Origin of the sequence: Cupriavidus sp. UGS-1, assembly GCF_021213615.1 — a bacterium.
Taxonomy (GTDB): Bacteria; Pseudomonadota; Gammaproteobacteria; order Burkholderiales; family Burkholderiaceae; genus Cupriavidus.
Genome location: NZ_JAJQJF010000001.1, coordinates 137,392 through 150,752, shown reverse-complemented (window position 1 = coordinate 150,752; position 13,361 = coordinate 137,392). Strand labels below are relative to the sequence as shown.

At 65.1% G+C, this 13,361-nt stretch carries 10 protein-coding genes, 1 tRNA gene and 1 pseudogene; 7 read left to right on the top strand and 5 right to left on the bottom strand.

What is annotated here, in order from left to right:
- The first annotated feature begins 104 nt into the window (after positions 1 to 104).
- Positions 105 to 1,139, top strand: coding sequence for an alpha/beta hydrolase (locus LRR16_RS00660; RefSeq protein WP_064576251.1), 1,035 nt, complete (start codon positions 105 to 107; stop codon positions 1,137 to 1,139).
- A 377-nt stretch (positions 1,140 to 1,516) separates the two neighbouring features.
- Positions 1,517 to 2,371, top strand: coding sequence for a D-amino acid aminotransferase (locus LRR16_RS00655; RefSeq protein ID WP_232204385.1), 855 nt, complete (start codon positions 1,517 to 1,519; stop codon positions 2,369 to 2,371).
- Positions 2,372 to 2,423: 52 nt separating this feature from the next.
- Here the strand turns inward: LRR16_RS00655 and LRR16_RS00650 are convergent, their stop codons facing one another.
- The 3 genes and pseudogenes from LRR16_RS00650 to xth all read right to left on the bottom strand — a co-directional run.
- Entirely contained in the window at positions 2,424 to 3,314 is an 891-nt protein-coding gene (locus LRR16_RS00650; RefSeq protein ID WP_232204378.1) for an SAM-dependent methyltransferase, read from the bottom strand.
- Between the two features lie 120 nt (positions 3,315 to 3,434).
- Positions 3,435 to 4,574 carry a MerR family transcriptional regulator gene (locus tag LRR16_RS00645; RefSeq protein ID WP_232204374.1) on the bottom strand — a complete coding sequence of 380 codons (1,140 nt, stop codon included), beginning with the start codon at positions 4,572 to 4,574 and terminating at the stop codon, positions 3,435 to 3,437.
- Between the two features lie 212 nt (positions 4,575 to 4,786).
- Positions 4,787 to 5,590 (bottom strand): annotated as a pseudogene (xth, locus tag LRR16_RS00640) (exodeoxyribonuclease III); the annotation flags it as partial.
- A gap of 151 nt (positions 5,591 to 5,741) precedes the next feature.
- Here xth and LRR16_RS00635 point away from each other — a divergent pair.
- Both LRR16_RS00635 and LRR16_RS00630 read left to right on the top strand, forming a co-directional pair.
- Positions 5,742 to 5,818, top strand: a tRNA-Val gene (locus tag LRR16_RS00635).
- A 389-nt stretch (positions 5,819 to 6,207) separates the two neighbouring features.
- Positions 6,208 to 6,732, top strand: a complete 525-nt coding sequence (locus LRR16_RS00630) for a YtxH domain-containing protein (RefSeq protein WP_006575534.1) — start codon at positions 6,208 to 6,210, stop codon at positions 6,730 to 6,732.
- Positions 6,733 to 6,821: 89 nt separating this feature from the next.
- On the opposite strand, the gene LRR16_RS00625 is transcribed toward LRR16_RS00630, so the two are convergent.
- Positions 6,822 to 7,793 (bottom strand): tripartite tricarboxylate transporter substrate binding protein, encoded by a 972-nt coding sequence (locus LRR16_RS00625; RefSeq protein WP_232204370.1) that lies wholly within the window; start codon positions 7,791 to 7,793, stop codon positions 6,822 to 6,824.
- Between the two features lie 389 nt (positions 7,794 to 8,182).
- Between LRR16_RS00625 and LRR16_RS00620 the strand changes: the two genes are divergently transcribed.
- Positions 8,183 to 10,018 carry a CocE/NonD family hydrolase gene (locus LRR16_RS00620; RefSeq protein WP_232204368.1) on the top strand — a complete coding sequence of 612 codons (1,836 nt, stop codon included), beginning with the start codon at positions 8,183 to 8,185 and terminating at the stop codon, positions 10,016 to 10,018.
- Between the two features lie 105 nt (positions 10,019 to 10,123).
- The gene (locus tag LRR16_RS00615; RefSeq protein ID WP_232204366.1) at positions 10,124 to 11,089 is read left to right on the top strand and encodes a LysR substrate-binding domain-containing protein; all 966 of its coding nucleotides are present in this window, start codon (positions 10,124 to 10,126) and stop codon (positions 11,087 to 11,089) included.
- 19 nt (positions 11,090 to 11,108) lie between these two features.
- Here the strand turns inward: LRR16_RS00615 and LRR16_RS00610 are convergent, their stop codons facing one another.
- Positions 11,109 to 11,786, bottom strand: a complete 678-nt coding sequence (locus tag LRR16_RS00610) for an alpha/beta hydrolase (protein WP_232204364.1) — start codon at positions 11,784 to 11,786, stop codon at positions 11,109 to 11,111.
- A gap of 456 nt (positions 11,787 to 12,242) precedes the next feature.
- On the opposite strand from LRR16_RS00610, the gene LRR16_RS00605 reads away from it, so the two are divergent.
- Positions 12,243 to 13,358, top strand: coding sequence for a restriction endonuclease (locus LRR16_RS00605; RefSeq protein ID WP_232204362.1), 1,116 nt, complete (start codon positions 12,243 to 12,245; stop codon positions 13,356 to 13,358).
- Positions 13,359 to 13,361: the final 3 nt, after the last annotated feature.

Below are 13,361 nucleotides of genomic sequence, written 5' to 3'. Positions count from 1 at the left end.
CGCGCGGGTCCGCTCAAATCAGGTACTGCCGGCAATTGCCGCTATCCGCCCCGCATTTGGCGTCGATTTGCCGCGCGGGGCCGAATTCGTATAAGGTGCGCCTCATGGAAGAACAGAAACGCACCCCAAACCGCAATGCGAATCGCTACTTGTTTCGTCAGGTCCTGACGCACCTGCCCTACAAGACCATCGGCGCCGCCGCCGTGCTGACGGCCGCCGGCTTCTTGAGCTACTGGACCTACCTCGGCATCAACCAGGGCCGCCTGCTGTTCGACGCGCGCCGGCGCCCGCCGCGCGAGCTGCCGGAGGGCATTACCGCCTATTCGCACACCATTCCAGGCGGCATGCTGCGCGGCTACGTGTATCGCGGCGACGCGCACTGTGCCGTCACCGATCTGTTGTTCTATTTGCCAGGTCGCGGCGAAGACGTGCTCGAGACCATGCAATTTCTACATTGGCTGCCGGCCGAGGTCGGCTTTGCCACGTTCGACTATCGGGGCCTGGGCCATTCCGACGGCAGCCCCTCGGAGGCCGCCGCGGTTGCCGACGCCAGCCAGTTCCTGCTGCACCTGCGCCGCGTGTTGCCGGGGACGCGCGTGCATGTGGTGGGCCGCAGCCTGGGCACGGGGGTCGCGATCCAGCTGGCGGACCTGCAGGACTTCGAGAGCCTGCAGTTGATTACGCCCTACGATTCGCTGCTGGAGCTCGTGCGCAAGCGTTTCCCGCTGGTGCCGCTGCGTCAGCTGATGCGTCATCACTTCGATTCGATCTCGCACTGCAAGAAGGTGGTACAGCGGACCAAGGTGCTGCTCGCCGAGGTCGACGACGTGGTTCCGCATGAATGCTCCGAGCGCCTGATGGCGGCGTGGCCGGGACCGGTGGCGGTGGAGACCATCCCCGGCAGCAATCATTCGGACATCATTGCGCACCAGAGCACGTGGCAGGCGCTCAGCGACTTTGCGCTGCTGTTTGCGCGCCGGCCCGACCTCGACGCGCATGGCAATCGGCTCGACGAAACGCCAACGCCAACGCCCGCGCCCCCAACCGAGCACACCGCCGCCAACGACAGCGGTGGTGGCCTGGAGCCGCCGGGCCTGCCTGTCGCGGCCGCGCCGCTGCGCACCGACGGCGCCAGCTGAAGCCCGCTGCAAGCGCGCCCGGCGCTGGCTCGTGCCCACGCGCACGACACCGGTCGTCCGTCCACCAGTCATCTGGACAGGTAGATCACGATCGCGATCAGTCCGATCGCGGCGAGGGTCAGCAGCACGAAGGTGAGCACGGCGCCACGCTGTCAGTCGTTTTCCCCGGAGTATTCCGTAGGGGACCTGGCGGCGCCGTCGGCGCATGGCTGATTACGGCAAGGATTCGTCCTACAAGCAAGGCCGAGCTTGCTTTCGGGGCGGCCTGGGCGGCGGGGCCGGGGCTCCGACGTTATGCGGATTCGGCATGACTGCCCGCGACCCGTTGTGGAACAATGCCTGAACGCTGTTCCTCTCACTTCGATCCCATTCAGACCATGAATTCCAGCTCCGACGCCATCGTTTATCTGAACGGCGAATTGACGCCACTGTCCGAGGCGCGCATTCCCGTGCTCGACCGCGGCTTTATCTTTGGCGACGGCGTCTACGAGGTGATCCCGGTCTACGCCGGCAAGCCGTTCCGCGCGGCACAGCATCTGGCGCGGCTCGCGCGCAGCCTCGACGCGATCGGTATTCCGAATCCGCATGACCAGGGCCAATGGTCGGCGCTGATCGCGCGCGTGATGCAGGCCAATCCGATGCCGGACCAGATGATCTATATCCAGGTCACGCGCGGCGTCGCCAAGCGCATGCACGCGTTCCCGAAGGAGGTCACGCCGACCGTCTTCATCATGACCAATCCGATGTCGCTGCCGCCGGCCGCGGCGACCGAGCGTGGGGTCGCCTGCGTCACGATGGAGGACAAGCGCTGGCTGCACTGCCAGATCAAGTCGACGTCGCTGCTGGGCAATGTGCTCGCCGCGCAGAATGCCGCCGAGCATGGCGTCACCGAGGCCATCCAGTTCCGCGACGGCATGCTGACCGAGGCCTCGGCGTCCAACGTCTGGGTCGTCAAGCATGGCACCGTCGCCGCGCCGCCCAAGGACAATCTGATCCTCGAGGGCATCCGCTATGGCCTGATCGAAGAGCTGTGCGCACGCTTCGAGATTCCGCTGGTGTCGCGCCCGGTCACCCGCGACGAGGTATTTGCCGCCGACGAAGTCCTGCTGTCGTCGGCCAGCAAGGAGATCCTTCCGGTGGTGACGATCGACGGCAAGACCATCGGCAGCGGCGCGCCGGGACCGGTATTCAAGCGCCTGTACGCCGCTTATCAAGAGGCCAAGACGGCCTGAAGCCGATGCGACGGGGCGCGGCGCCAGCCGTCTCCGTTCGTATCGCGCCCTGCTATCGCTCGTCCCCGACGCGGGCACACAGCACGCGCAGGCCGCCGCCCGCGGTCTGCAGCCCGTCCTTGCGGCGGGCGAAGTAACGCGCATTCAGCGCCGGCGCGTCGAGGTCCGTCACGCTGCCAAAGCCCATCGCGGTCAGCTGTTGCGCCAACTGCTCCGGCATGAATTCGGACAGCCATGGCTCGCCCAGCGCAGCCACTTGCCCAGCCATATGCTCGGCCATCACGCGTTCGAACGGCGGCAATATGGTGGCATCGACGCGATAGTCGAACACGATGCGGGTGCCCGGCGGCAGGCTGGCGACATAGCGCAGCGTCGCTTCGATCGCGGAGTCGGTCAGATACGGCGTCACGCCCAGCCACACGAAGCAGGCGGGCCGGTCGCCGCGAAAGCCGGCTTCTTCCAGCACGCGTTGCAACGAGGCATGCTGAAGGTCGGCGGGCACGGATGTCGCCCAGTCCGGCATGCTCAGTCCGGCCTGCCGCATCAACCCCTGCTTCCACGCCTGCGTCGCCGGATGGTCGACCTCGAAGAAGCGCATGCCGTCGGCCGCGGCGGGCACCCGCCACGCCAGCGTGTCGAGGCCCGCGCCGAGCACCACGCATTGCCGCACGCCAGCCCGCGAGGCCTCGGCCAGTTCGGCGTCGGCCACCATCGCGCGCGCGACCACGGCCGCGCGCATCGGACGCGCCATCGGGTCGTTATAACGATAGGGATCGTCGCGGACACCACGCTCGAGCTCGGGGCCGAGGATCGGCAAGGCGATGGCATCGGGGAGCACGATCGGCTCGTCGAGCAACTGGTGGGCGGCGCGCGCGATGGCCATCATCAGGGCGGTCGTGCTAGGCCGGCCTTGGGCCAGCGCGGTCGTTTCGGTTTGGGACATGATCGGCTCCTGCTGCGAAAGCCGGGCAGCATAGACCCTGACGTGCACGTCAGGGTCAACCCCCGCACCCGTGGCGGGTGCCGTCATGTCATGGCTTGAACTGCTTCTCAGCGCCGATCTTCAGCGCCGATCTTCAGCGCCGATCTTCAGCGCCGACCGTCGGTGCCGACCGTCAGCGCCGCCGCGCCCCGCCTCGCCGGCGTGCGCGCGCACCGCCTCGAAAAACTCCCGCACCTCGGCATCGACCATATGCCCGATCTGCAGCAGCGGCTCGTCGCGATAGGCCTTCAGCAGCTTTTCCCGTAGCCCCGCATCGTATCCAACCATGCGATCGACCAGCGCGTCCCAATCGTGCAGCAACGTGCGGCTCGCGGCCGCCGAAGGATCGGTGCCGGCCGCGATCAGCGCGCGGGCCCGCTGCGCCAGGGCCTGCCATTCGGGTTCTAGGCGCTTGTCGAGCCGCGCCAGTTCGTCCGGCGACAGATGCCGTAGCCACGCCGCCATCCGCAGTGCGACGGCCGACTCCATATAAGCGACCATCACCGCGTCGATGCCGCCAAAGCCCTGTTGCGCGGCCTGCTTGATCATTTCGCCCCAACGGACGGCCCGCTCCATATCGCCCTGCATCCATCGCATGGCCAGATGCATCCAGCGCGCGGCCAGCGCTTGCGTGCCGATCGCGTCCGCGGGCCACTGCTGTGCCATGGCCTCGCGGACTTCATCCAGCAGCGGCTGCCATTCCGCCTCGGTGGCAATCCACTGGCGAAAGATGGTTTCGAGTTCCGCCTCGCTGAAATATTGGCGATAGGCGCGCATCTGGCGCAGGGCCGCCAGCCAGTGCTCGATCTCCGGCTCGCCGCCCGCGGCCAGCACGGTCTGCAGCAGCACCAGGCGCCCGCGCAGCTCGGTCGCCCGCGCGATCTCGCGATCGAGCGCTTCGATCTGCTGCGTGACGATGCGATGACGCGGCGGCCCCTCGCCCGCCAGCAACGCGTCGATCGCGGCCAGCGACAGGCCTGACTGCCGCAACACCTGGATTGCGTGCAAGCGGGCCACGTCGTCGCGGTTGTAGAGACGATAGCCCGCCGCGGAGCGGCCCGACGGCTTGAGCAGCCCGATGCGATCGTAGTGATGCAGGGCGCGGACGGTCAGGCCGGTTTGCTTGGCGAGCGTGCCGACTTTCAGAAGCATGGGCAAAGCGAGCGGAAGGTGAATCGACAAACGACATGGACACGGCCCCGTGGCCGCGACGGGCGTCATTGTCGCTTAGTCGCGCTTTGCCTCGCGCCGCTGGCCTTCTTGGCGGCAGGCCTCTTTGCAGCAGTGGTTTTGTTCGCCGCGATGGTCTTCTTCACGGCGGTCACCTTCTTCGCAGCGCTCACCTTCTTCGCAGCGCTCACCTTCTTTGCAGCGGTCACCTTCTTCGCAGCCGGTGCGCCGCCCGGCGATTTCGTCGCCGTCTTCGCCGATACCCTGCGCCCGCCCGCGGCGCCGCCAACGTCCAGCGTGATCCAGGCCGGCGCATGATCGCTCGCCTGGGGCGCGCCGCGGACCCAGCGATCGACGCCCGCCTCGCGCAGCGCCGGCGCCAGCGTCGCATTCAGCAGCAGATGGTCGATGCGCAGACCCGAATTGGTTTGCCAGTGCTGCCGAAAGTAATCCCAGAACGTGTAGATCCGTTCGTGCGGATAGTTTGCGCGCAAGGCATCGACCCATCCCTGCTCGAGCAGGCGCCGATAACAGGCGCGGCTTTCGGGCTGCAGCAACGCGTCCTTGAGCCAGGAGCGCGGGTTATAGATGTCCTCGTCGGTCGGCACCACGTTGTAGTCGCCGGCCAGCACGACAGGATGGCCGCTGTCGTACAGCGTGGCCGCATACTTCAGCAGCCGTTCGAACCAGGCGAGCTTGTACTCGAATTTCGGTCCCGGCTGCGGGTTGCCGTTGGGCAGATACAGACAGCCGACCAGCACGCCATGCACCGCGGCCTCGATGTAGCGGCTCTGCTTGTCGCTGTCGTCGCCGGGCAGCCCGCGCCGGCTTTCGATCGGATCGGTCCCGCGCGACAGGATTGCCACGCCGTTCCACGATTTCTCGCCGTGCCAGATCGCGCCATATCCGGCGGCACGAATGGCATCGGCCGGAAAACCGGAATCGGCGGTCTTCAATTCCTGCAGGCAGACGACATCCGGTGCCTCGCGCTCCAGCCATTCCAGCAATGCCGGCAGGCGGGCGCGAATGCCATTGATATTGAACGTGGCGATTTTCAGCATGGCGATGGACGGATTGGCTTGCCAATGCTCCCTTTTTAGGAGAGCCGCGCTGCCGCGGCAATCGGGCGGCGTCCCACAGCGGAAAACGCCCCGCTGCATTTTTTGCCCGACGGGCTTGTGCGTCCGCAAAAGCTTCTCTATAATCCGCGCCTTCCACAGGCTCGTAGCTCAGCTGGTTAGAGCACCACCTTGACATGGTGGGGGTCGTTGGTTCGAGTCCAATCGAGCCTACCAACGCAAATCGACGACGGCGCCGGAGGCATAGCTATCCGGCGCCGGCGACGACCTTGCCCACCGAGATCGCGTTCCGCATCCCGGTTTTCCAATCAGCCGTTTCCGTTCCCTTCACTCGTTGCCGTAACGCTTGGCATCACGCCGGCTGCATGACGCCATTACGCCACGTGCATTGGCTACGTCGTTTTCCGTTTCGCTCGCCTTTCCGAATTACACGCCGCTGTAAGTTCGCATTTGCGCGGGCCTGCCGATCCCGCTCGCCATGCGATGGACGCGGCCTGCCCGGCCCTCCTCGCGCGCGCTCGGACTGGCACAGCTGATGCTCGGCGCATTAAGCGCGCCCCCGCCGCCGGGCGGGGCGTGAAGCCATTGTTCCCAAGGAGGCGCAAATGAACGACGGAATGCACGAGGAGCGGCGGGAAGGCACGCAGCGCGACATGCACGGCAACAGGCCGGGGCTGCTGCCGTTTGCCGTCGCGGCGGCGGTTGGCGCCGCGATCATGTACCTGTTCGATCCGCAGTCGGGTCGCCGGCGCCGCGCCGAGCTGCGCGACAAGGCCGAGGCAAGCCGCCACGACATGCAGGATCTGGCGGAGAAGCAGGCCAAACGGATCACCGACCGGATGCAGGGCATCGCGGCGAAGGTACGCAGCGCGACCGGCCTGGGGAAGCACGCGGCCGATGACGACACCATTGCCGAGCGGGTTCGCGCGGAAATGGGCCGCCTGGTCGGCCATCCCGGCGCCATCGACGTCGCGGTAGTCGGCGGACGCGTATGGTTGAGCGGGCACATCCTGTCGTCCGAGCACGAGGCACTGCTGGCCGCGGTACGCGGGGTCGCCGGGGTGCAGGACATCGACGATCGCCTGACCGTGCACGACGAAGCGGGCAACGTGCCGGAGCTGCAGAGTTAGCGGTATCGCAGAAGCTCCTGTCGTCCCCGCGCTCGCGAGGGCGACAGGCTGCCGTCGACGCCTGCTGGCTCAACGCCACAGGTTTTCGATCACGAGTTCTGAATCCCCCGCCGCTTGATGAACTCGCCCCAGACCTTGGCGTCCGTCACGGCGCGCTGCTTGATCGCGTCGGCCGAACCGGACAGCGGCTCCAGATAGAGCGAAGCCAGCTTGCTCTTGACCTGCGGATCGGCCAGGAAGGCCTGCACCGAGGCATTGAGCCGAGCCACCACCTTGGCGTCCATATTGGCCGGCCCGAGCAACGCATACCATCCCGGCATCACCGGCACGTCCAGGCCCGCTTCCTTGACGGTCGGCACGTTGGGCAACTCCTTCGCACGCTTCTGCCCGACGATCGCCACCGGCACCACGTTGCCACCGGTGATCTGCGGCAGCGCCGAACCGACCACGCTGACCATCGCATCGACTTCGCCGGCGATCACGCCGGTCAGCGCCGGACCCGACCCCTTGTAGGCGGCATGCGTCAGCTTGATGCCCGCCTTGTCGGCCAGCATCTCCATCGCCAGATGCGTGGAATTGCCGACGCCAGCGCTGCCGAAGGTCAGCCCACCGGGCTTGGTTTTAGCCTTCTCGATGAACTGCGCCATCGACGTGATGCCGCTGGCCTTGCTGATCACCAGCACGAACGGCGTATCGACCACCGGCGCAATGAAGGTGAAGTCCTTCTGCGGATCGTAGGGCAGCGACTTGTACAGATGCTGATTGAAGCTGACCTGCGACACACCGGTCAGCAGCAGCGTATAGCCGTCCGCCGGCTGCTTGGCCACGAACGACGTACCGATGATGCCGTTAGCGCCGGCGCGATTGTCGACCACCACGGACTGGCCCAGCTCCTGGCTGAGCTTGTCGCCCAGCATCCGTGCCACCACATCGCCGCCCGAGCCCGCCGACTGCGGCACGATCAGCCGGACAGGACGGTTGGGATAGGCGTCCTGCGCGACGGCGGCGCCGGACAGCGTCATCAGGGCCGCCATCGCGGCGCCCATCAAGGAACGGTACATCTGCAGTTCTCCCCAGTCATGCGAATAGAAATGGTGTCGATGGCGGCGTTCACATCGGCGCGCCTCGATCCGGCTCGTAGAGCGATGGTAAGAATTCGCGCGGGAGCGAACCAATACGGAATCTCGATGCCGTCATAGGTCGATCCTATGACGGACCGCCGCCTGCCCTCCCCGGGGGCATGGCGAATCGCCACGGTGCACGTCATGCGATTTCGCGCCGGCGTTCGGCCCTGTCATGGGGCATCCCGACGCGGCGATAGACGAACCAAGGTGCCGCGGCGCAGCATGCCATAGCCCAGCCCTATGTCCCCATCGACATTTCGTCTTTCCGCGGCTTCCGGGGCGCTGCTTACCATTGCCGCGAACCCACCGACTTCAACGCAAGTTTCATGTCCGATATCGATCTCCGCGGCAATGCCTGGAAAATGCCGGCCAGCGCCTATCTCGAAACGCGCCCTTCGCGCTTCGCCATTCCGGATCATCCGCTGTCCTGTTATGTGACGATGCGCGACGGATGCCAGCTCGCCGTCGATGTCTTCGTGCCACAGCCACTGGAGGCCGAAGGCTCGCCGGACCCTTATCCCACCATCGTCATCTTCACTCCCTATTTCCGCCGTTTCCGGCTGCGCGAGCCGGGCGCGGAACCGAGTCCGAACACCGCCAAGTACCGCGATGCCTTCGTGCCCAAGGGCTATGCGGTGGTGGTGGTCGACGTGCGCGGCACCGGCGCGAGCTTCGGCACGCGCGACGCGCTGCGCTCGCCGACCGAGCGGGACGACTATTTCGAGATCGCCGACTGGATCGTGGCGCAGCCCTGGTCCAATGGCCGTATCGGTTCGACCGGCATCTCGTATCTGGGCGCCGCGGCCTGCTTCCTGGCCAGCACCGGCCACCCCGCGGTCAAGGCCATCGCGCCGCTGTTCGCGGTCTCCGATATCTACAGCGAGCAGCTGTACCCCGGCGGCCTGCTGTCCAAGGTGTGGGTGCAGGCCTACGACGAACTGATGGTTGCGCTCGATCAGGACGACCGGGCGCTGCTGGCCCGCTATCCGTACTTCAACGATCCACGCTTCGATGGCCCCGAACGCGTCAACGCGGACACCGACGGCAGCCTGGTGCAGGCGGCCATCGCGCAGCATCGCAACAACTTCGCGCTGGCCGATCTGGCGCCGGAGTTCGCCTTCCGCGATGGCGCCACGCAGCACGATCCGGCGCTCGATTCGGGCAGCTGCAGTCCTTACCGCTATCTCGACGGCATTGCGCAGGATGTCGCGGTGTATTCGGTCTCGGGCTGGTACGACGGCGGCGGCTATGCGAATGGCGCGATCACCCGCTTCCTGTCGCTGCCCAATCACGACAGCCGGCTGCTGTTGGGCCCGTGGGATCACGGTGCGCGCACCAATATCTCGCCATGGCGCAGCCGCGCGGCATCCGACTTCCCGCTGCTGGCCGAGATATTGCGCTTCTTCGATCATCATCTGATGCAATTGCCGACGGGCCTCGAGCACGAAGCGCGAGTCCACTACTACAGCGTGCACGACGAGCAATGGCACGCAGCGCCGATATGGCCGCCGGTCGAGGACACGCAGCGGCTGTATCTGGCGGCCGATGCGGAAGGCCTGACGCCCGCATGTCCGGCCACGGAATCGGACCGGGACACCATGGCCAGCTTCAATTGGTCAACGGGCCGTCAAACCCGTTATGAGCGGCTCGGCGCGGCCAATATCGAGGACTATTACCCGGACTGGAGCGAGCGGCAGCGGGACCTGCTGTCCTTCGATGGCGCGTTGCTCACCGCGCCGCTGGCCATCGCCGGCCATGTCGTGCTGAACATCGGCCTGGCCAGTTCGCAGCCCGATGCCGCGCTGCATGTGTTCCTGTCCGAGGTCGAGGCGTCCGGACGGGTGCGCTATATCACCGAAGGCATGCTGCGTGCGCTGCATCGCAAGACCGCGCCGTGCCCGTCGGAATACCGCACGACATGGCCCTACCGCACGTTCACAAAGGCCGACGCGGCGCGTCTGGTACCGGGGCAGACCGAGCGCCTGCACTTCGCGATGCTGCCCGTCGCCTGGACGCTGGCCGCCGGCAGCCGGCTGCGCCTGTCGATCGCCGGCGCGGACCGCGGGCATTTCCCGCAGGTGCCGCACGGGCGCCCGCCGCGGCTGTCGATCCGGATCGGCGGCGAACTGGCGTCGTATCTCGACCTGCCGATTCGCGGCTAGTCCTGCGGTAGGTCCCCACTGTCGGAACAGGCCGCGGGACGCCGGCGGATGCTACATTGCCGGCGTGCCCCGCCATCGATTCGGCCGCATTCTCGACCGTTTGGCGTGGGCCACCACGCCACCGCCTTGCCGAATATGGACCTGAAGCAGCTGCGCTATTTCGCGCGCATCGTCGAACTGGAGAGCATCACCGCCGCGGCCGATGCACTCCATATCGCCCAGCCCTCGCTGAGCCAGCACGTCGCCAACCTCGAAGCCGAACTCGACGCCAGATTGCTGGTACGCGGCCCCTCTGGCACGAGACCGACGGACACCGGCCATATCCTCTACCGCCACGCCAAGATGGTGCTGCGGCAGATGGAAGAGGCGAAAGCCGCGGTGCAGCATGGCCGCGACGTACCATGCGGCCACGTCACCGTCGGCCTGCCGACCAGCACCTCGCGCGTGCTTGCATTGCCGCTGCTGCGGCATGTGACCGAGCACTTCCCCGATATCACCCTGGAAATCGTCGAAGGCTCAAGCGCGGACCTCGCGGAATCGTTGGCGCTGCAGAAGCTCGACCTCGCCGTCGCGATGGACGTGCAGCAGCGCCCCAACATGCAATCGACCCCGCTGCTCGACGAGCAGTTGATGCTGGTCGGCCGGCCGATTGCCGGGCATCCGCACGCCATCACGCTGGCGCAGGCCGCGGCGCTTCCGCTGCTGCTGCCGAGCTTTCCCAATTCGGTCCGCGTGCTGTGCGATCGCGCGCTGGTCAGCGCCGGACTGCAATGCCGCCTCGTCGCGGAAACCAGCGCGGTATCGGTGCTGCTGTCCGCGGTGCGCGAAGGGCTGGGGTGGACCATCCTGCCGTGGTCGGCGCTGGCCGGCGACGAAGAGGACCAGCTCGCCGCGATGTCTATCTCCGACGCAACGCTGGAGCGGCGCGTCAGCCTGTGCCTGTCGTCGTCGGCGAGCCTGAGCCTGGCGTGCCGCAGCGTCGAGGCCGCGCTGCAGGCCATCGTGTCGCAGATGGTCGAGAGCGGTCAGTGGAAGGGGGTCAGGTTGATCGGCGGCGCCTTGCCGGGCTAGGCGCCGGCCGACAGTGGATTCACGCCTCGGGGGACGAGGCTGGACGCTCCAGATAGCTGGCGACCTGGCGCCTCAGTACGGGCAGCTTGCCGGAAAAGAAATGGTCCGCACCCGGCACCACCACGACCGGCAACTGCTGCGGGCGGGCCCAATCGAAGATGGCCGACAGCGCGACTCGTTCGTCATTCTCCCCATGAACCACCAGCGCGTTGGCTTGCACCGGCGGCGTGTCATAGGTGCGGTGATTCGCGACGGGGCCGGACGGCATTCCGGTCAATATCAAATGATCGATCGTGATGCCGCGCTCGGTGAGCTGCACCGATGCCAGCGCGGCAACGAAGGCCCCGAACGAGAATCCCGCCAGCGCCAGAGGCAGATCCGGGTATTGCTCGCGCAGATGGCCGACTACCGCCAGCATGTCGTTGGTCTCTCCGACACCGGCATCGTGCGCGCCCTCGGTTCCGCCAACGCCGCGGAAGTTTGGCCTGACCGCCAGAAAACCGTGGGCGGTCAATTCGCGCGCCAATTGGTGCGGCACCTTGTGGTCGGCCGTACCGCCTTGCATCGGATGCGGGTGGCCGACAACGGCAATGCCCTGCAGCACTTCCTTTGGTGCATCGATCAGCAGTTCGATATCGCCTGCCTCGCCGCGAATCAGGATGCGGGTCGTCGTTCCGGGGGTGATTGTCAATGCCATGGTGTGTCTTCGGTCGTTTGGATGCGGAGAGGGTCCGCTTTGCAATGACCGCATGGTAAGGCAATTGGGAAACGCGGGCTTTGGGCGCCTATTGTCGTTTGCCACGGGATCTGAGAGCTTTTCCACCAAGGCGAGCGCGTACTTCGTCGCACTTCACAGACTTCGCTATCGCTCTTGGTCAAGGAGGCTTCTCGTGCCGCGCGGCGAAGGCCGTCGGATTGGCCTAAGTACGCCGTCGGCTGCGTGTGACTCCTTCCGGCCACTTTGGGTCATCCAGACAAGGACCAATGACCGTCCGCTTTGCGTCGCACGTCGGACGGGCACCTAGCGGCGTATGGTTGCTATCATCGCCATTGTGCATACCGATCCCGTTCGAAGTTGATCTGGCTAACGCCTGTTGGCGCTCGCGATAGCGCACTTCCAAATAGAGAGAGGAAAATGGATTCTTCCGGTTTCATGAGCAAGTACTACGACTGGGCCTTGTTTGAATCCTTTGTAAACGATCTATATGAAGGGGACGGTGATGTCACGGTACAACGTGACGTAACAGAAATAGATCGTTACGGAGCCAAGCGCCAGACAGATGTGAAAATCACTAGAAGGTCGCGCTTCCACCAGTTCACAACACTCGTTGAATGCAAACGCTGGAAGGAGCCGGTAGGTCGCGATCGCATTGATGTTCTCGCATCCAGCATTGAAGCATTGGGCGCGAATAACGGAGCGATCTTTACGACAACCGGCTTCGAAGAGGGGGCAATAGCGTACGCCAAGGGGAAGGGGATCGAACTCTTTGTGGTCAGGGACCTCACTTCCGAGGAATGGGGCCTACCAGGACGTCACATCTCGTTGGACCTGCACGTCAATGCAGCCGAATTTCAAAACATTCGGCTTGCAGCGCAAGCGATTATGCTTATCGATGCCCCTCCGGGGCCAATGGAGCTCGGGATTGAGCTCAGTGCAGACAAGGCTCTCGATCCAGACTTCGATCTCTTTTCTGTAAGGACTGGAGAGCGGGGACCAAACCTCGTCGGAATTCTTGGCGATGCGCACGGCATCATACTCACGGCCCTTGGCAAATCAATAGGTGTCTTCGACGGCGGAAAGCAACTGACCCTTGAAATCAAGGCGCGTTGTGAGCTAGATTTTACGAGGACCGAATTTCACCAATTGCGACTCCCAAAGTTGGCAGCACGAATTGAGCGTATAGGTTTTTTGTTTCGGGCGCATATCAGCCAGTCCGCAATCAACATTGATCGAGGTGAGGAGCTGGACTTCGCCGTAATGGTGGAGAGCTACGTCTCAGATCAACGTTTAATTGCTCGCCGACGCGTGGGTGACACCGGCATCGTTTTCCAAACTGTTGGATTGAGCGACGGCAAAGCTACCCCTGCGGAGCAGCCATTACAGAATGGGTCGCTTCTTAGGGTCTATTGCTCGCCTTGGGTTGGAATTGGTGACAAGATGGCCGATAAAACTGCGGTGACCGGACAATTGCTTCGCGTTGTCGTGGAAACTGAAGGGCGCAAGCCACGACTGTCCTTGGTTGCGCAACCGCTCAACGCCACCGAGTAGTGG